Annotated in this window: 19 protein-coding genes and 1 tRNA gene; 6 read left to right on the top strand and 14 right to left on the bottom strand. The window is 53.6% G+C overall.

What is annotated here, in order from left to right; translation table 11 throughout:
- Window positions 1–145 precede the first annotated feature (145 nt).
- Window positions 146–478 carry a YfcZ/YiiS family protein gene (locus I2123_RS08045; RefSeq protein ID WP_112166809.1) on the bottom strand — a complete coding sequence of 111 codons (333 nt, stop codon included), beginning with the start codon at window positions 476–478 and terminating at the stop codon, window positions 146–148.
- A gap of 417 nt (window positions 479–895) precedes the next feature.
- Between I2123_RS08045 and fadL the strand changes: the two genes are divergently transcribed.
- Window positions 896–2,173, top strand: a complete 1,278-nt coding sequence (fadL, locus tag I2123_RS08040; RefSeq protein WP_112166807.1) for a long-chain fatty acid transporter FadL — start codon at window positions 896–898, stop codon at window positions 2,171–2,173.
- A gap of 81 nt (window positions 2,174–2,254) precedes the next feature.
- Here fadL and mlaA read toward each other — a convergent pair whose 3' ends face one another.
- From mlaA to ccmA, 10 genes are all read right to left on the bottom strand, one after another.
- Entirely contained in the window at window positions 2,255–3,022 is a 768-nt protein-coding gene (gene mlaA / locus I2123_RS08035; RefSeq protein ID WP_112166805.1) for a phospholipid-binding lipoprotein MlaA, read from the bottom strand.
- A 35-nt stretch (window positions 3,023–3,057) separates the two neighbouring features.
- Window positions 3,058–4,272: a c-type cytochrome biogenesis protein CcmI gene (gene ccmI, locus I2123_RS08030; protein WP_213052160.1), complete on the bottom strand. Its 1,215-nt coding sequence runs from the start codon at window positions 4,270–4,272 to the stop codon at window positions 3,058–3,060.
- Window positions 4,269–4,754 carry a cytochrome c-type biogenesis protein gene (locus I2123_RS08025; protein WP_112166801.1) on the bottom strand — a complete coding sequence of 162 codons (486 nt, stop codon included), beginning with the start codon at window positions 4,752–4,754 and terminating at the stop codon, window positions 4,269–4,271. The genes ccmI and I2123_RS08025 overlap by 4 nt, the downstream gene beginning before the upstream one ends.
- Window positions 4,751–5,302 (bottom strand): DsbE family thiol:disulfide interchange protein, encoded by a 552-nt coding sequence (locus I2123_RS08020; RefSeq protein ID WP_112166799.1) that lies wholly within the window; start codon window positions 5,300–5,302, stop codon window positions 4,751–4,753. The genes I2123_RS08025 and I2123_RS08020 overlap by 4 nt, the downstream gene beginning before the upstream one ends.
- A complete protein-coding gene (locus I2123_RS08015) occupies window positions 5,299–7,269 on the bottom strand; it encodes a heme lyase CcmF/NrfE family subunit (RefSeq protein ID WP_213052159.1) in 1,971 nt (656 codons plus the stop codon). The genes I2123_RS08020 and I2123_RS08015 overlap by 4 nt, the downstream gene beginning before the upstream one ends.
- Window positions 7,266–7,760 carry a cytochrome c maturation protein CcmE gene (gene ccmE, locus I2123_RS08010; protein WP_112166794.1) on the bottom strand — a complete coding sequence of 165 codons (495 nt, stop codon included), beginning with the start codon at window positions 7,758–7,760 and terminating at the stop codon, window positions 7,266–7,268. Before ccmE ends, I2123_RS08015 begins: the two co-directional genes overlap by 4 nt.
- Window positions 7,757–8,017, bottom strand: a complete 261-nt coding sequence (gene ccmD / locus I2123_RS08005) for a heme exporter protein CcmD (RefSeq protein ID WP_112166793.1) — start codon at window positions 8,015–8,017, stop codon at window positions 7,757–7,759. Before ccmD ends, ccmE begins: the two co-directional genes overlap by 4 nt.
- A complete protein-coding gene (locus I2123_RS08000) occupies window positions 8,014–8,751 on the bottom strand; it encodes a heme ABC transporter permease (protein WP_213052158.1) in 738 nt (245 codons plus the stop codon). The genes ccmD and I2123_RS08000 overlap by 4 nt, the downstream gene beginning before the upstream one ends.
- Before the next feature lie 216 nt (window positions 8,752–8,967).
- Window positions 8,968–9,627 (bottom strand): heme exporter protein CcmB, encoded by a 660-nt coding sequence (ccmB, locus tag I2123_RS07995; RefSeq protein ID WP_213052157.1) that lies wholly within the window; start codon window positions 9,625–9,627, stop codon window positions 8,968–8,970.
- A 21-nt stretch (window positions 9,628–9,648) separates the two neighbouring features.
- Window positions 9,649–10,290: a cytochrome c biogenesis heme-transporting ATPase CcmA gene (gene ccmA, locus I2123_RS07990; protein WP_213052156.1), complete on the bottom strand. Its 642-nt coding sequence runs from the start codon at window positions 10,288–10,290 to the stop codon at window positions 9,649–9,651.
- A gap of 248 nt (window positions 10,291–10,538) precedes the next feature.
- Between ccmA and I2123_RS07985 the strand changes: the two genes are divergently transcribed.
- The 4 genes from I2123_RS07985 (at window position 10,539) to phoC (ending at window position 13,013) form a co-directional block, all read left to right on the top strand.
- Entirely contained in the window at window positions 10,539–11,456 is a 918-nt protein-coding gene (locus I2123_RS07985; RefSeq protein ID WP_213052155.1) for a formate/nitrite transporter family protein, read from the top strand.
- A 110-nt stretch (window positions 11,457–11,566) separates the two neighbouring features.
- Window positions 11,567–11,641, top strand: a tRNA-Arg gene (locus I2123_RS07980).
- Window positions 11,642–11,859: 218 nt separating this feature from the next.
- On the top strand, window positions 11,860–12,138 hold the full coding sequence (locus tag I2123_RS07975; RefSeq protein ID WP_112166750.1) for a DUF3761 domain-containing protein: 279 nt from the start codon (window positions 11,860–11,862) through the stop codon (window positions 12,136–12,138).
- Between the two features lie 137 nt (window positions 12,139–12,275).
- Window positions 12,276–13,013, top strand: a complete 738-nt coding sequence (gene phoC, locus I2123_RS07970) for an acid phosphatase PhoC (protein WP_056774350.1) — start codon at window positions 12,276–12,278, stop codon at window positions 13,011–13,013.
- Between the two features lie 65 nt (window positions 13,014–13,078).
- On the opposite strand, the gene nlpA is transcribed toward phoC, so the two are convergent.
- Entirely contained in the window at window positions 13,079–13,897 is an 819-nt protein-coding gene (gene nlpA / locus I2123_RS07965; protein WP_213052154.1) for a lipoprotein NlpA, read from the bottom strand.
- 267 nt (window positions 13,898–14,164) lie between these two features.
- Here nlpA and I2123_RS07960 point away from each other — a divergent pair, with 267 nt between their 5' ends.
- A complete protein-coding gene (locus tag I2123_RS07960) occupies window positions 14,165–14,686 on the top strand; it encodes a GNAT family N-acetyltransferase (protein ID WP_213052153.1) in 522 nt (173 codons plus the stop codon).
- A 43-nt stretch (window positions 14,687–14,729) separates the two neighbouring features.
- On the opposite strand, the gene I2123_RS07955 is transcribed toward I2123_RS07960, so the two are convergent.
- Together I2123_RS07955 and I2123_RS07950 are read right to left on the bottom strand one after the other, a co-directional pair.
- Window positions 14,730–16,268: an MFS transporter gene (locus tag I2123_RS07955; RefSeq protein WP_112166744.1), complete on the bottom strand. Its 1,539-nt coding sequence runs from the start codon at window positions 16,266–16,268 to the stop codon at window positions 14,730–14,732.
- Between the two features lie 40 nt (window positions 16,269–16,308).
- Entirely contained in the window at window positions 16,309–17,328 is a 1,020-nt protein-coding gene (locus I2123_RS07950) for a Gfo/Idh/MocA family protein (RefSeq protein WP_213052152.1), read from the bottom strand.
- Window positions 17,329–17,341 lie beyond the last annotated feature (13 nt).

The raw sequence follows: 17,341 nt of genomic DNA, 5'->3' as shown, positions 1-17,341 counted from the left end.
ATTTGGCAAAGCGAAACCCGCCGAAGTGCGAGCAACAGCAAATTTTTCTGAAAATAGAATGAGAAGGAATGCTGGCGGGGAAAGATGACAGACAAAAAAATACCGCTGCATTTGGGCAGCGGTATTTTGAAATCGATAAAAGAAATTATCTGAGAGCCAGCTGGAAGATCATGGTCTCGGCCTGGCAAGAGAACGTAAAGTCGATGTTCAGCTCTACGCCACCTTCGACTTTCTCAATGCGGCTGGTTATTTCGCACGGTTCGGATTCAACGCCGCGCGCGCGTTCAGTCAGTGCCTGCAACATCTCTTTGGCCTGCGCTTCGGTTTCGAAAACGTGGCTGTAAGTCGCGGTGCAGTCGGTGTTATCCATGATGGTACCCACATCAACACAACAGCAGGCGGCGGTTTCTTCTGCGCCGCATTTGTTGATGGAATGCAGAGGTTGGGTGGATTTGGAGGACATGGTTACGTCAGACATAATTTTCTCCCCGGCACCAACGGCAACGTCCACCGTCTGGCCTTTAAGCGAATTTAAGATTTATTTTCCGTGGGTATTTTACGCCACCCCTTACGCTTCGACTAGCACTTACTTTTTATGGGTGTTTAAAGTGATCTGCATCACGATTTCGTGAACAACAGATTAAAATTAAGCCGCTCTTCTCACTTTAGCGTTTCTAAATTGAACTTTTATTGTTGGTTTTTTGTTAAGCAGATCCAATTTCTTGCATCAAATAAGAAATATCAATGAAACATCATTGCAACTACACCACAGGTCAGACCTATACTTCGCTCACTGGTCTGATTTGTCAGACTGATAACGGACCCTACAATCCCGCGCTCATTGTTACCTTGTGTAACATTGTTTGATAAAAAACATAAAATTGAGGTTTTGGTCATGAACCAGAAAAACCTGTTAAAAAAATCAGCTCTGGCAGCTGCAGTGGCAATTGTTTCTTCTAACGTATACGCGGCAGGTTTTCAGCTCAACGAATATACCGCTGCGGGTTTAGGTCGTTCCTTCTCTGGTGAAGGTGCGATTGCGGACACCGCGGCTTCCGGCAGCCGTAACCCGGCTACGATGACGATGTTTGATCGTCCGGCATTTTCTATCGGTGCAGTTTACGTTGACCCGGACGTAAGCGTGACCGGTAAATCCCCTGTCACCGGCGCCAGCACAGACGCAGGCAATATCGCGCCGAACCAGTGGGTTCCGAACATCCACTTTATTATGCCGCTGAACGATCAGTGGGCACTCGGTGCGTCAGCCACCTCCAACTACGGTCTGGCGACAGAGTTTAACGATAATTATCCTGCGGGTCCTATCGGTGGCGAAACCGATCTGATGACCATCAACAACAACATTAGCGCGGCTTATCGTTTTAACGAACACTTCAGCTTCGGCGTGGGCTTTGATGCCGTTTATGCCAAAGCCAAAATCCGTCGCACCGCAGGTGAACTTGCACCGCTGAAAACCGGCGGATTGATCGCCGAAGATACCGAAGCCGCGAAGCTAAAAGGCAACGAATGGGGTTACGGCTGGAACGCCGGTATCCTGTATGAAGTTGATGACAACAACCGCTACGGTTTCACCTACCGTTCAGAAGTGAAAATTGATTTCGACGGCGAATACCGTAACGGCATTCCTCGCGCATTGGGCGGTACCGGCGGTCAGACCGTGCCGGGTTCACTGACCCTGAACTTGCCGGAAATGTGGGAAGTCTCAGGTTATAACCGCGTTGCGCCGAAATGGGCTGTTCACTACAGCCTGGCCTACACCAGCTGGAGCCAGTTCCAGGAGCTGAAAGCGACCGGTTCTAACGGCCAGACGCTGTTCCAGAAAGAAGAAGGCTACCACGATGCTTATCGCATCGCGCTCGGTACAACGTATTACTACGACGAGAACTGGACCTTCCGTACCGGTGTGGCATTCGATGACAGCCCGGTTCCGGCGGATAACCGTACCATCTCTATTCCGGATCAGGACCGTTTCTGGGTTTCAGCCGGTACAACTTACGCGTTCAATAAAGATGCGTCAGTGGATGTCGGTGTTTCCTATATGCACGGTCAGACCGTCAATATCAGCGAAGAAGTGGCTGCCGGCGCACCTAAATATGAATTCCAGGCTAAAGGCACCGCCATGCTGTACGGCGCGAACTTTAACTACAGCTTCTGATCACTCTTTCAGAAATGAAAAAAGCGCCGCGAGGCGCTTTTTTTTGCTTTCTGTTTTTATGCAGATAGCGCGTTCCCGATATTATTCGGAATCGATATCTTTCAGATCGCCCTGAATCAGTGCCGCATTCGGGTTCAACTGTGGCGTCAGCTGACCGCCCTTCGCTAAGAAATCGTGACGCTGGAAATACGCTTCACGCATCATCAGGTAAGGATCGGAAGAGTTACGCAGAATGCCGTCAGAATCGAGCAATTCGGCACGGGTTTCGATGCCCTGAAGCGCCCACTTACCGGCTGACATCCAGAAGGTCAGGTAGCTCAACATTGGATACAGGGTATCGACAAAATCGCCGCCCTCGTCACGCACGGTGAAGCTGCCATACGCCGGTAACTGGACATACGGGCCGTAACCGACGCCGTAATGGCCGAGCGTACTGCCGAAGCCCTGCGGTTCTTCGCGCGCCAGTTTCGGGTTCGCCATGGAAGCCACGTCAATCAGGCCGCCCATCCCCAGCAAGGTATTGAGGAAGAAACGGTTGAAGTGGATCGCCGCACGGTACGGATCGCCTTTTAGCAGGGAGTTCACCATGCTGGCCGGTTCGTCTAAGTTGCTCATAAAGTTGCTGGTGCCGTTACGCGCCGGTTGCGGCACGTAATCACGCCATGCCACGGCGACCGGACGCAGAACGTACGGATCAACGTAGTTGTAGTTGAAGTTGAACATCGTCCGGTTGAAACCTTCCAGCGGATCAGACCGTCCCTGCGGTTCGCTGTCCGAGGATCCGGACGTGCCGGCACAACCGACCAGCATAACTGATGCAAACGCCAGCCCAGTCAGGCGTAAGTTCATGGATATCTCCCTGTTATTGATCTTCGGCTCTCTGATTACGGAACCTGCTGATTAATCTCAATGCTGACCTGACCGTTACCGGCAAAATCTGTCAGCGGACTGTCGCCGTACCAGTCACCGGTGGCTGGTGTGGCCAGACCATTTCGTGAAATACGAACGCGTACTTTTAATTTTTGCAGCGAAGAAAGCAAGCGTTCCGGCATCATTGCGTTGCTGTCATCTACCGTGATTGCCAGCGGGAAGCGACTCAGCGGCAGTTTTTTCACTGCCACCGGAACCGGGCTGCTGCCATCTGTCACGGAAATAAAGACCGTGCCATCCGGCGGAATGTGTTTCGCCGCGTCCTCTGACAGCGAAACATTCACCGCCAGTTTGGCCTGATCGGCACCGGACTTTTGTTTCGCCTGTTGGATACTGGCCTGCACCATCTCAACGCGCTTGTCACTGGCAGGCAGAATTTTCAGCATAACTTCCCACGCGCCAATCGCTTGCGGATAGTGACCTTGCTCATATTCATTATAGGCCAGCAGGCTTAATACACGCAGGTCGCCCTGAGATTTTTCCAGCATACCGCGCAGGAGATTTCCGCCGGTAAGGTTATCCTGCGGATCCGCTGAGCGGGTTAACACTTCGGCATAACCCAGTTTTACCGCCACATCATCCGGCGAAAGTTCCCAGGCATGAGCGTAGGCCTGCGTTGCCGTCGCGCCATTATTGAGCGCCATACCGACGCGGCCCAACATCACCCAATCCTGCACATTTTTCGGATCCGCCTGTAAATCGGTGCGCAGCCCCAGACCTAAATCCTGCACATCCATTGCAGTGAGCGGCGCGCCTTTGTCGCTGGCAATGCGTTGGCGCAAATCGGGCATACGTTCCATGACCTGATTCCATGCGCTGACCTGCCCCAGACCACCGGCGTACAGATAAACGCCGAGCGTGATAACCACCAGCAAAATCGCGCCCGGTACCAGCGTCCAGCGGCCAATCGGCTGCACCGGCGCTGGCGTTTGTCCGGCCGGAATATCGGTCAGCAAGTTTTCCTGCAATTCCTGAATATGTGCCGGACGCTCATCCACCACGCCCTGCGCTTCGTCGTCTTCCAGCTCACTCAGACGGTGATGATAAAACGCCTTATTCAGCGCATCCCGCGACGTGTGTTCGCTGCGGTCACCGCGGATCACCGGCACGATAAACAGCGCCAGTGCGATAACCAGCATCACCCCAATACACAGCCAAAAAATACTCATGATCCTTTCCTGTCGCTGTCTTTAAGTAACTGCGCCAGGCGCTGTTTTTCTTGTTCTGACATTTCTTCTGCGGCGGTTTTGGTGTTTACAGACCCGCGGCGCGAACGCATGAAAATCATTCCACCGCCGATAATCACCACCAGCACCGGTCCCAGCCAAAGAATCAGGGTAGATGGCGTAACCGGCGGTTCGTACGTCACGAAATTACCGTAACGTGCCACCATATAGGCGACGATCTGCTGGCGATTTTGTCCTTCATTAAGCAGCTGAAATACCTTGGTGCGCATGTCAGCGGCGATGATCGAATCCGACGCCGCAATATTGGTGTTCTGGCATTTCGGACAACGCAGCTGCGCGGTAATGTCGCGGTATGCCTGTTCCTGCTCCGGCGATTTGAACTGATAAGTGTCGATGGCCGCAAATGCGCTGACGCTCAGCAACATGCCGAGCAGTAACGCGGGCAGTGACGAAAACAGTCTCATGCGCCACCTCCGTATTTCTTGTACAGCGGCAAGACTTCGGTTTGCCAGACTTTCTCATTTAAGTCACCGGCATGGCGATAGCGAATGATGCCCTGCCCGTCGATCAGGAAGGTTTCCGGTGCGCCGTACACTCCGAGATCTAATCCAAGCATGCCGTCGCCGTCGTACAAACTCAGCATGTAAGGATTGCCCAGCGTGTTCAGCCAGTTCACCGCTTTCTGGCGATCGTCTTTGTAATTAAGCCCGACCACGCGCACACCGGTGGCGGCAAGCCGGTTCAGATAATCATGCTCGGCGCGGCAGGTCGGGCACCACGTCGCCCAGACGTTGAGCAGCAGCGGTTTACCGTCGCGCAGCACGGACTGATCGTAGGTTTTCCCGGCTTCGGCCAGCGATTCGAGCTTAAACACCGGCACCGGTTTACCGATCAAGGCTGATTCGAGCAGCGTCGGATCGTCGCCGTTGGCGTTGCGCGTCAGCTGAACTAAAAAGGCCGCCGCCAGCGCCAGAAACAGGAACAGCGGAATAAAGAGGAGTTTACGGTTCATACTTCAGCCTCCGCTTTACCTTGTTTCTTGAGTTTCTTACTCATCCGGTAGCGCGGATCGAGAATACAGAGCACGCCGCCGACCGCCATGAAGATGCCACCCAGCCAGATCCAGCGCACGAACGGTTTGTAGTACAAACGCACCGCCCACGAACCATCGTCCATCTCTTCACCCAGCGCCGCATACAGATCCCGCGCCAGATTGCCGTCGATTGCCGCTTCGGTCATCATGCTGCGCGCCACGCTGTAGAAGCGTTTTTCGGCGTGCAGCGTGGTGATTTTTTTGCCGTTTTGTTCGACATCGATATTGGCTTCGCCGCCGGTGTAGTTCGGGCCAGTAATGTCGCGAACGTCGCGGAAGATAAAGTGATAATCATGGATATCCACCGTATCGCCGGCTTTCATACGCACATCACGCTCAACGCTGTAGTTCTGGCTAAATGCGATACCAATTACCGTCACCGCCACGCCGAGATGTCCGAGCACCATGCCCCAGTGGCTGCGCGACAGTTTGGTCAGGCCGCGCCAGAAAGTATGGCGATGCGTGGCGCGCTCATGTAATTCCATCAGCGTCAGCACAATCACCCACACTGACATCAGCAGGCCAACAACGGTCATCCCAACGATTTTGTCCTGCAACAGCCACGGCAGCAGAATCGACAGGATCAGCGTCACCACCAGCGCCACGCCCAGACGACGCCACAGCTTGCTCGGCTCATCGCGACGCCAGCGCACCAGCGGACCGATACCCAGCAGCAGCGCCAGCGGCGCCATCAGCCAGGTAAACATCGTATTGAAGAAAGGTTCACCGATGGAAATACTGCCCATGCCCAGTTGCTTATGAATAAGCGGCAGCAGCGTGCCGAGCAACACCACCAGCATGGCGGCAACCAGCAGCACGTTGTTGCTGAGCAAGTAGCTTTCACGCGAATGTAACTCGTGACGGCTTGGTGCCCGCACCGAATTCCCTTTAATGGCATACAGCAGCAGCGAGCCGCCGATGACGATCACCAGATACGCCAGAATAAACATGCCGCGCGCCGGATCGGAGGCAAACGAGTGAACCGACACCAGCACGCCGGAGCGTACAAGGAACGTGCCGAGCAGGCACAGCGAGAAGGCGGTGATCGCGAGCAGTACCGTCCAGGCTTTGAACGTACCGCGTTTTTCGGTCACGGCGAGGGAGTGGATCAGCGCCGTTCCTGCCAGCCACGGCATAAAGGAAGCATTTTCCACCGGGTCCCAGAACCACCAGCCGCCCCAGCCTAATTCGTAATACGCCCAGGCAGAACCCAGCACGATGCCGATAGTCAGGAACACCCATGCGGCCTGCGTCCACGGACGCGACCAGCGCGCCCACGCGGTATCGAGGCGTCCGGCCATCAGCGAGGCAATCGCAAACGCGAAGGCAACGGAGAAACCGACATATCCCATATATAGCAATGGCGGATGGAAAATCAGGCCAATATCTTGCAAGACCGGGTTGAGATCACTCCCGTCGACTGGGAAATTCGGCAAAGAGCGGATAAACGGATTGGACGTCAGCAGGATAAACAGCAGGAAGCCGCCGGTGATCATGCCCATCACCGCCAGCACGCGCGCGATGGCATCCTGCGGCATCTGTCGGCTGAACAGCGCAACGGCAAGCGTCCAGCAACTCAGCAACAACACCCACAGCAGCAAGGAACCTTCGTGCGCCCCCCACGTTGCCGCCACGCGGTAATACACCGGCAAGTGGGTATTGGAATTGTTAGCCACGTAAGCGACGGTAAAATCATTCACCACAAATGCGTGAACCAGAATAATGAACGCCAGCGCGATACAGGCGAACATGCCGTAAGCCAGCGGGCGCGCCATCGCCATCATCCGGCTGTCCTGCCGCGCGGCACCCCACTGCGGATAAATACTCAGTAACACCGCCAGACCTAACGCCAGACAAAGTGCAAATGTTCCCAGTTCCGGCATCATGAGCGATCGTTTCCTTTATCATTACCCACGTAGGCCGACGCCGGTCCTTTGTGGTTTTCTTTCATGGCGTCGGCAACTTCCGGCGGCACATATTTTTCATCGTGTTTTGCCAGCACCTGAATGGCGTTGACCACGTTGCCCGGCTCCATCACGCCCTGCGCCACCACGCCCTGCCCTTCACGGAACAGGTCCGGCAGAATGCCGTTGTAGGTCACCGCAATCGCGCCGCGCGCATCGTAAATTTTAAAACTCACCTGCAAACTTTTCGGGTCACGTTTCACCGAACCTGGCATCACCATGCCGCCGATACGCAGCCGCTGGCCAACTTCCGGCATTTCGTGGTTTTCGCCTTTACCTTGCAGAATTTCACTCGGGGTGTAGAACAAATCAATATTGGAGCGCAGCGCGTACATCACCAGCGTGATGCTCAGGCCGAGACCGGCCAGCACCAGCAGCGCCAGCGTCAGGCGCTTTTTACGACGTGGATTCACAATAACTTCTCCGGGGAGGTGTCCGGTTCCAGCGCTGACGTCTGGGCGCCTTGCTGTTTTTTAGACTGAGACTGAATAATGCGTTTTTCGCGCGCCTGACGACGGCGGACTTCACCGAGGATCTGCCGATGCTGCACAAATGTGTGCGCCACCAGCGCGAGCAGCGAAATCAGGGTGACGGCCACGGAGAGCCAAACGTAAAACGCGTAGCCGCCCATCGCAAAGAAATCGTGCCAGCTTGAGAATGCAGGGCTCATCCGCGGCGCTCCTTATTCAGCAGGCCAGCTACCCACGGACGCAGACGTTCCTGAACGAGGATCAGGTTACGTAAACGCATCAGCGTCAGGGTAATGAAGAAGAACAGATAACCGAAAATCGCCCAGCGCAGCGGATAGCGCATACTCGGATCGATGGTTTGCTGCATGTTGGTGGACCCCTGATGCAGGGTGTTCCACCACTGTACGGAGTAATGAATGATAGGAATATTCACCACACCGACCAGCACCAGAATACCGGCCGCGCGACCGGCCAGACGGCGGTCATCAAACGCGTTATACAGGGCGATCACGCCGAGATAGAGAAACAGCAACACCAGTTCAGACGTCAGACGCGCGTCCCACACCCACCAGGTTCCCCACATCGGTTTGCCCCAGGCGGAGCCGGTAACCAGCGCGATAAAGGTGAAGACCGCCCCGACCGGCGCCATCGCCGCCACCGCCAGATCGGACATTTTCATCTGCCATATCAGGCCGATAAATGCCGCGACCGCCATCGCGCTGTAAATGCCCATCGACCAGATCGCCGCCGGGACATGAATATACATAATCCGGTAACTGTTACCCTGTTGGTAATCCGGCGGCGCATAGCCAAATCCCCAGACCCAGCCAATCAGCAGGCAGGCGAGACCGAGCAGCCCGAGCCACGGAATAAATCGCCCGCAGACGTGGTAAAGCCGTTCCGGCCTTGCGAGTTGATGTAACCATTTCCACATTGTTATCGTTGCTCACTCTAAAATGTCACTGTGTGGGTTGCCGTGGAGCCTCATCGGGCTCTTGCGCGGTCAGACAAGAATCTTCCGCACTTACTTAGCAATCTCTCTATTTTTACGCATAGAGAAATGTGATGTTAGTCAAAGGTTGCGATTTTTCTTCCGTATTGTAACGACAGGTAAAATAATTACGTTCTGCGCGGCAAACTGACACATTTGTCAGTGGACGCTCACTCTTAACGCCGCCGCCGTGGCAAAGGGCGCTAACGTCGCACTGCCCGCCAGCATCGCGCCCAGAATAGCCAGATAGCCATCAATGGGCATCGACATCGACGCCGCATCAATTGCGCCGGTGGCAAAAATCAGCACCGGAATATACAGCGGCAGCACCAGCAGGCTCAGCAACACGCCGCCCTTGCGCAGCCCGACGGTCAGCGCCACGCCAATCGCACCGATAAAACTCAGCGTCGGCGTACCCAATAAAAGGGTCAGTGCCACGGCTTTCCACGTTTCAAAATCCAGTGAAAGCAGTAACGCGATGAGCGGCGATAGGACAAGCAACGGCAAACCGGTTACCACCCAGTGAGCACACACTTTCCCCAGAACCGTGAGTGCCAGCGGCGAAGGCAATAACAGCAGCTGTTCGAGCGTGCCGTCGAGATAGTCATCGCGGAATAACCTTTCCAGCGCCAGCAGCGAAGACAGCAGTGCGGCGACCCAGACAATCCCCGGCGCGATGCGCGCCAGCAGTTTGGGTTCCGGGCCAATGCCTAACGGAAACAGGGTAATAACAATCAGGAAAAACCACAGCGGGTTAATAATTTCGGCGCTTTTGCGAAAGGCAATTTTTAGCTCGCGGCGCAGGACTTTAGTCAACATTCCGTCTCATTTCCTTTCACGTCACGCCAGCGCTTCACTGGTCAGACGGAGTTTTCGCACGTCGCGGCTCACGCCCTGCAAATCCTGATGCGTGGTCAGCAGCACCATACCGCCCTGCTGTGTGTGCTGTTCAAACAGCGCAATCAGTGTCGCCACGCCTTCTTTATCTATCGCGGTCAGCGGTTCGTCGAGGATCCACAACGGCGCATCGCTCAGCCACAAACGCGCCAGCGCCACACGTCGCTGCTGCCCGGCGGACATCTGTGCGACCGTGACATCCTCGTAACCCGGCAATCCGACATTTTCCAGCGCCTGATAGATGGCATCAGCGTCACCTTTGCGGTTCACGGACTGGCGGTTCACAGACTGATAGAAAGCAAGGTTCTCAAACGCAGTAAGTACTGACTTTACGCCGGGCTGATGGCCGAGATACAGAAGCTGCTGATGAAAAACATCACGCTGGCGGCGGGTGTTCACGCCCTGCCAGCGAACTTCACCGGCGTCCGGTGAGGAAAGGCCGGCGAGAATGCGTAATAAGCTGGTTTTACCGGCGCCGTTGCGGCCCTCAATTTGCACCATTTCAGCCGGTTCGACAGTGAAACTTAAGCCACTGAACAGGGTTCGCTCATCGCGAACGCAACTCAGATTTAGGGCTTCAAACATGAGGATGTCTCTTATTTTTCACAAGTGCGCATCATATCACAGGCGTCAGGCGCGACGCAGCGCAAGGTGCCACAGTTTACATGGCTGAAATCCCTGAAATCCAGCAGCTATTGTGCAAAATGACCCATAAGGTTCATGGGTTAATGATTTGTAACTTTTCGGTATACCTCTTCATAAATCCCACGCCTCGCCTATGCTTATCCGTGAACACTTTAAAAGCCGCCTTGCGGCACACCGAAGGATTACCCATGAACGAAGAAAAGAAAAAACAGGACACCAGCGACGTCGACAGCGACGAGCACTCACAAGGCAAAGAGATCGAGACCGGTGAGGAAAATTTACCCTCCAAAGCCGCAGCCGTGCATGAAGTTATCCGCATGGAAGGTGAAAAAGAGCTGGATCGCGACGGACAGGCTTTACTGTGGTCAGCCATTGCCGCCGGGCTTTCGATCAGCGCGTCGTTGATGGCGAAAGGCATCCTGCACGCCCGTCTGCCCGACACGCCGGAGCGGTTTTTCATCGAGAACATTGGTTATACCGTCGGGTTCATAATTGTCATCATGGCGCGCCAGCAACTGTTTACCGAGAACACCGTCACTGCCGTATTGCCGGTAATGCAAAAACTGACCGGTAAGAACATCCTGCTTCTCTTGCGGCTATGGGGATTAGTGCTTGGGGGAAATATCATCGGCTGCGGGATTGCAGCGCTGGCTTTCCATCTGGTGCCGTTCTTTGATTCGGACACTGACAAAGCGTTTCGCACCATCAGCATGGAGATCATGGAGAAAGGACCGGGAGCGATGTTCGTCGGCGGCATGGTTTCCGGGTGGCTAATCGCCACGATGGTCTGGATGATCCCGTCAGCCGGTACGGCCAAACTTTGGGTGATCATGCTGATGACCTATATGGTGGCGATCGGTGACCTGACGCACATCGTGGTCGGCTCGGTGGAAGTTCTCTATCTGGTCTTCTCCGGCGCAATTCCCTGGTATGAATTCATCTGGCCGTTTGCCCTGCCGACGCTGGCGGGCAACATCGCCGGCGGGACCTTTATCTTCGCGCTGATAAGTCACGCGCAGATCCGCAACGACATGAGCAACCAGAAGAAAGCCAAAGCCAAAAAAGAGGAACAGGACGCCGCAAAGAAAGAGGCCGCGAAGCCTTAGAAACCGGTAAAACGGCAAGACTGGCGAGGAAACGACCAAACGGCAGTCTAACGCCTTATTATTGAGAGAAAAACGAGTATACTACGCGGGCGCTTTCCACAGGCGCCCGTGTCTCCTTAGTTAAACGGATATAACAAGCCCCTCCTAAGGGCTAGTTACAGGTTCGATTCCTGTAGGGGACACCATAACGTTGCAACTTCCTTTTAAATTTCTCCGCTGTCTCGACGAATACGCTGACTCCCTGTTGATCTTCTTCGTCTGTCATTAATTCTCTGATTCATCACGTCGCAATCGAACATCCGGACACTGGTTAAATATCAGCATTGTTTGTGAGGTTATTAGGAGTACTCTCGTCGCCACCTCAACTGGACAAAAGTACTCATCACAAGGATGCAGTAAGATCATGCGTTTGCCTGGACTTATCTTTTTCGCAGTAACGCTTCTATTCAATACAGCCATTGCAAAGCAGCACACCCCGTCAGTCTCTCAGGATAATGAGCTCATTGAGCAAGGGGATTACATAAACTCGGACGGGCAGGATGTTCACAGTCCGGCACATACCCGATCGGGAAATGCACCTGACGGCGCATCCGCTAAGTGCAGGGATGGCACGTACAGTTTCAGCCAGCACCGTCGGGGAACCTGTTCAAGACACGGTGGTGTAGCGGAATGGCTTAATTAAAAGCATCTCCACAAATTCCAAATTCTGAGACCTCACGCAAACTTTTCTGCAAAAAATTTGTTTTACTTGCACATGTTAAGAAATGTTACGGAAATGAGTTCGTAATGACATCTAAGACGTAAGTAAGGAAACTTTTAATGAAGACTTTGACCACTTTTTGCCTCGCCAGCCTTTTCTCTGTCAATGCATTCGCCCTTACCGGCAACGATGCGACCACCAAACCAGACCTTTATTATCTGAAAAATGATCAGGCCATCAACAGTCTGACACTGCTTCCGCCGCCTCCGGCCGTGGGCAGCATTGCATTTTTGAACGATCAGGCGATGTATGAACAGGGCCGTCTGCTGCGATCTACCGAACGTGGTAAGCAGGCTGCTGAAGATGCAAACCTGAGCGGTGGCGGCGTGGCGAATGCCTTCTCCGGTGCGTTCGGTTCACCGATCACGGCCAAAGATACGCCGGAGCTGCATAAGCTTCTGACCAATATGATTGAAGATGCTGGCGATCTGGCGACGCGCTCTGCCAAAGAGAAGTACATGCGCATTCGTCCGTTTGCGTTTTACGGCGTCCCGACCTGCAACACTACCGAGCAGGATAAGCTGTCGAAGAACGGATCTTATCCTTCAGGCCACACCTCTATCGGCTGGGCGACCGCACTGGTTCTCACCGAAATCAACCCACAGCGTCAGGATCAGATCCTTCAGCGCGGTTATGATTTAGGGCAGAGTCGTGTGATTTGCGGATATCACTGGCAGAGCGATGTGGATGCCGCACGTATCGTCGGCTCCGCAGTGGTGGCCACGCTGCACACCAACGATGCTTTCCAGCAGCAATTGAAGAAAGCGAAAGAAGAATTTGCGAAACAGCATAAATAAACCGGCGTTAAGGATTTAACGCAGTAGCCTGACAGGCGGCGCAAAGCCCCTGTCAGGCACATTCATCACCAGCCTGGCACGGCCCCGCCGTTGAAGATTTTCTCCGCTGCTTTCGCCACTTCCGGCGACTGATACGATTTCAAAAAGTCTTTCACATTCTCTGCCTCTTTATTGTCTTCCCGCGCGACCAAAATATTCACGTAAGGCGAGTTTTTATCTTCAATAAAGACGCTGTCATGCACCGGCGATAATCCTGTCTGCTGAATGTAAGTGGTGCTGATGATCGCCACATCGACTTTCGGGTCATCGAGCACACGTGGCAACTGCGCGCCTTCCAGCTCCATAATGTTCAGATGGTGAGGATTCTCAGTAATATCCAGCGCCGTCGGCAGCAAACCTTTGCCCTCTTTGAGCGTGATCAGTTTTTCTTTTTGCAGCAGCAAAAGCGCGCGGCCCAGATTGGTCGGGTCATTAGGGATCGCGATGGTTGCACCCTCTTTCAGCTCATCGACGGTTTTAATTTTTTTCGAATATCCGCCCATCGGGAAGACAAACGTATTGCCGACGGCCACCAGATGATAGTTATGCGCTTTATTATCTTGCTCGAGGAACGGGCGATGCTGGAAGACGTTCGCGTCCAGTTCGCCGTGATCTGTCGCGTCATTGGGCAGCAGAGAACCGCTGAACCCTACCAGTTCGACGTCGAGACCGTATTTTTCTTTGGCGACTTTTTTCGCCACTTCCGCAACATCCTGCTCGGCACCGTTAATTACACCCACCTTAATATGCTTCATATCACTGCTTTTTTGATCACAGCCCGCCAGCAGTAAACCTGCCAGCAACACCGCCGCGCCGGTGCGGAAATAAGAGGTCGTCAGTTTCACTTTTTATCCTTAAAAAATAGGCATTAATGGCCAAAGAAATGACTATAGCAGGATGCCTCTGGCGGTTTAAAAAACGAAAAAGTATCGATAAGAAGAAAAAAGCATATGACTGAAATAATGTGGATTAGGCAAATGCGCCACGCCGCCACTGAAAATCAGGAAAAGCCATCCATATGTTTTACTTATATCCACCATAAACAATTTGCCTTTATGGCCTGTTTTCGTAAAAAGTGGTTGTCTCGCGTCCCCCTCCACGGAGCAGCAGGAATGGAAATTATCGAAGCGGATGAACAGCATGTTCCCGCTATGCACAAAATTTATGCCTGGCACGTTATTCACGGAACAGCATCGTTCGAGACGCAGCCGCCGGGCGAAGAAGAAATGTCTGCGCGCCTGAAGAAGATTAAAGACGCCGGGTTGCTCTGGCTGGTTGTGCTGGAGGACGGGGAAGTTAAAGGTTACTGCTATCTAGGCCATTATCGCGAGCGCTTTGCTTACCGCCATACGCTGGAGGATTCGATTTATATCGATCCCAATTTTCAGAAACGCGGTGCGGGGAAAGCGTTAATTCGCCGCGCGATAGACTGGGCGGAAACCCACGGCTACCGGCAGTTGATTGCCAACGTGGGCGACAGTGAAAATAACGCGTCGATTGGCCTGCATCTGGCCGCCGGATTCCGCGTTACGGGTACGTTGCATTCGGTGGGGTTCAAACACGGACGCTGGCTGGATACGGTCTTTATGCAACGCGCGTTAGGTGAGGGAAATCAGACGCTGCCTGCGCAGTAACTCATTTAAAGACGGGCAGCCGGGCTGCCCGCTCTTCTCTTCATTATCCCGCGGCAATTTCGTTGCGAACCGCTTTGTGGGTGGCTCTTCCGCCCCACACTTCCTGATACTGATAGCCGGTCAGATCCTTGATAACCTTCTGACATTCAGGCGTACAATCCTGAAGATTACCCCCCAGCTTCAGGCGGGCCACTTCCTGAATCAACATTTTGTGCGTTTCGCGCGTCAGTTTGAATTTGAAAGTCATGTAGAAACTGACCGCCAGCAATGCCGCGGTAGCGAATACCAATAACCCGATGATGGCATCCAGCGCACTGTCAGGCTGCACGCCCTGTCCTTTAACGAAACCACTTTCCTGCAATACGATGCCGATAAGCATAATAGCCAGCGCGACGGTGCTTTTGCGCGTCAGCACCATAACCCCGGCGAAGATCCCTTCGCGGCGTTTTTTGGTGACTATTTCATCAACATCGGGAATAAAACTGTAGATATTCCACGGAATATAATACAACCCGGCGCGGGCAAAACCGAATACAGCAAATACGCCTGAGAACAACAGAACCGATACCGCCATTTCGGTGATATAGACGTAGAATAAAAAAGCCAGCACGCAGAAAATAATGCCATACGCCAGACGAAGTGCCCCGGATGGCGTCATATTCATTTTTTCAAGCAACATCATAAAACCAAAGGTCGAAGGCACCGATGCCAGTGCAGCGACCGTTAAATATCCCGATACCGCCGACGCGTCGAGGTGTAATCCGTACACCACGTAATAGGTAAATACGGCGCCGAAAACGTCGAGCGCAGTAAATGAAAAGATATAGATAATAATGTGCTGGCGGAACATACGTATTTTAAAAGACGACAGGAGATCTAAAACCAGACTTTTTAAATGATGCCAGAGATTACCGCTGCGCGCGCCGAGCGGTTCCGGTTCAAACTCTTCGCGCACGTCTTTGGCTTCCCAGGTACACATCCAGGTGGTAAATACCGCGAGACAAAAAATACACGCGAAAATAATGCCGGTATAGGTATAGGTCATGGGATTATCTTTACCGGTGAACTGCATAATGACGCCAGGGATCGACACCGCCAGCAGGCCGCCAAGCTGGGAGCAGATCATGCGCACGCCGGAAAGGCGGGTGCGTTCGCTGAAGCGGTTGGTCATCTCCGAGGAAAGCGTCTCCCAAGGCACCAGCACCATGGCAGAAAGCAGTTCGATAGACAGGTAGGTGCCGAGATAATACCAGTAGCTCATGTCGGTCACCCAGACCAGCGCATACAGGAACATCATCGGGGCGCTTATCAGCAGGAAAAAGCGACGGCGGCCAAATTTTTTCCCAAGCCATGTATTGGCGAAGTTATCGGTGATGTAGCCCATGATCGGGCTTAATATGGCGTCGATCACGCGGGCGATAGCGAATATCGAGCCCGCTTCTAAAACGGATAATCCGCAATAGGTGGTGTAAAAAAATAACAGCCAGGTACCGATCACGGCGAATGCACCGCCACCAAATAAATCCGTCACACCATATCCTATGGCCGTGCCGTAACCGACTCTGCGTTCAGTAGGTTTCATTTTTATTATCCTGTGAATGTAGGGTTATTATTAAAGTTATTTATTCAATCGTTATCCATTGTCTTAATTGTGAGGATCGATAAATCGCCTCCACCATATTTAGAGAAATTTCCGCATCGGCCAGCGAGGTATAATTTTTATCTTCAGGATATTGCACAGAGTGCGTGAAATTGATGATGGCCTGACGATGGCTGTCGCCCCAGTAACTTTTCGTATTCCCCGCCGGACTGAGATCGTTCACCAGCAGCGTTCTGGTTTCACCTTCGATCAGCCACAGCGCATTGTGGTGCAGTTGCAGCAGCCCTTTCTCGCAGTGAATTTCCAGCAGCAGCGGTGAATCGGTGCTGTGCCCGTTGCTGGCATAAAACAGGCCGCGGGCACCGTTCGCCAGTTTCATGCTGGCCATCGCGGTGTCTTCGTTTTCGGTCACGTCGGTCAGAAAATGGCTGTCCACCACACCTTTGAGCGCGTGAATGCCGCCGCCGAACCACTGCATCAGATCCAACGTGTGGATCGCCTGATTGATAAGCAGGCTGCCCCCTTCAGTGGAGAAGCGCCCGCGCCACGGGCTGTCGGTGTAATACGCGCCACCACGCGACCACGTCAGCACCGCTTTAATACTCAGCATGTTGCCGATTACGCCACTTGCCAGCATTGCGTAAATCTTCTGGCTCGATGGATTCAGCCGGTTCTGATAACACACGCCGAGCAGCCTTCCGGAAAGGCTTTGGGCCTGCCGGATCGCTTTGACTTCGGTGGCGTTGAGCGCCACCGGCTTCTCGGTGAAAACGTGCTTTCCGGCCGCCAGCGCGGCGAGGATCGCATCCTGATGCAGATGATGTGGCAGACAAATATGCACCACGTCAATGTGCGGATCGCGCAGCATCTCACCATAGTCTGTGTAAAAATCGCACTGATATTGCTGCGCCAGCCCCAGCCCAATATCTGCATCGCATTCGGCGATGGCCAGCAACCGGCTGGCCGGGTTTTGCAGGATGGCCTCTGCGTGACAGGTATGGATCGCCCCGCAGCCGATGATGGCCGCATTCGTGATTTTCATGGTCCGCCTCCCG

This window comes from Rahnella inusitata (genome assembly GCF_018288855.1).
Taxonomy (GTDB): Bacteria; Pseudomonadota; Gammaproteobacteria; order Enterobacterales; family Enterobacteriaceae; genus Rahnella; species Rahnella inusitata.
Note: the sequence above shows the minus strand (reverse complement) of the source record. Positions and strands in the feature narration are given on the sequence as shown.

Bases quoted from the DNA above. Each gene is read 5' to 3' on its own strand.
- I2123_RS08045 (WP_112166809.1), bottom strand. From the start codon at position 478: ATGTCTGACGTAACCATGTCCTCCAAATCCACCCAACCTCTGCATTCC.
- fadL (WP_112166807.1), top strand. From the start codon at position 896: ATGAACCAGAAAAACCTGTTAAAAAAATCAGCTCTGGCAGCTGCAGTG.
- mlaA (WP_112166805.1), bottom strand. From the start codon at position 3,022: ATGAACTTACGCCTGACTGGGCTGGCGTTTGCATCAGTTATGCTGGTC.
- ccmI (WP_213052160.1), bottom strand. From the start codon at position 4,272: ATGAGTATTTTTTGGCTGTGTATTGGGGTGATGCTGGTTATCGCACTG.
- I2123_RS08025 (WP_112166801.1), bottom strand. From the start codon at position 4,754: ATGAGACTGTTTTCGTCACTGCCCGCGTTACTGCTCGGCATGTTGCTG.
- I2123_RS08020 (WP_112166799.1), bottom strand. From the start codon at position 5,302: ATGAACCGTAAACTCCTCTTTATTCCGCTGTTCCTGTTTCTGGCGCTG.
- I2123_RS08015 (WP_213052159.1), bottom strand. From the start codon at position 7,269: ATGATGCCGGAACTGGGAACATTTGCACTTTGTCTGGCGTTAGGTCTG.
- ccmD (WP_112166793.1), bottom strand. From the start codon at position 8,017: ATGAGCCCTGCATTCTCAAGCTGGCACGATTTCTTTGCGATGGGCGGC.
- I2123_RS08000 (WP_213052158.1), bottom strand. From the start codon at position 8,751: ATGTGGAAATGGTTACATCAACTCGCAAGGCCGGAACGGCTTTACCAC.
- ccmB (WP_213052157.1), bottom strand. From the start codon at position 9,627: ATGTTGACTAAAGTCCTGCGCCGCGAGCTAAAAATTGCCTTTCGCAAA.
- ccmA (WP_213052156.1), bottom strand. From the start codon at position 10,290: ATGTTTGAAGCCCTAAATCTGAGTTGCGTTCGCGATGAGCGAACCCTG.
- I2123_RS07985 (WP_213052155.1), top strand. From the start codon at position 10,539: ATGAACGAAGAAAAGAAAAAACAGGACACCAGCGACGTCGACAGCGAC.
- I2123_RS07975 (WP_112166750.1), top strand. From the start codon at position 11,860: ATGCGTTTGCCTGGACTTATCTTTTTCGCAGTAACGCTTCTATTCAAT.
- phoC (WP_056774350.1), top strand. From the start codon at position 12,276: ATGAAGACTTTGACCACTTTTTGCCTCGCCAGCCTTTTCTCTGTCAAT.
- I2123_RS07960 (WP_213052153.1), top strand. From the start codon at position 14,165: ATGGAAATTATCGAAGCGGATGAACAGCATGTTCCCGCTATGCACAAA.
- I2123_RS07955 (WP_112166744.1), bottom strand. From the start codon at position 16,268: ATGAAACCTACTGAACGCAGAGTCGGTTACGGCACGGCCATAGGATAT.
- I2123_RS07950 (WP_213052152.1), bottom strand. From the start codon at position 17,328: ATGAAAATCACGAATGCGGCCATCATCGGCTGCGGGGCGATCCATACC.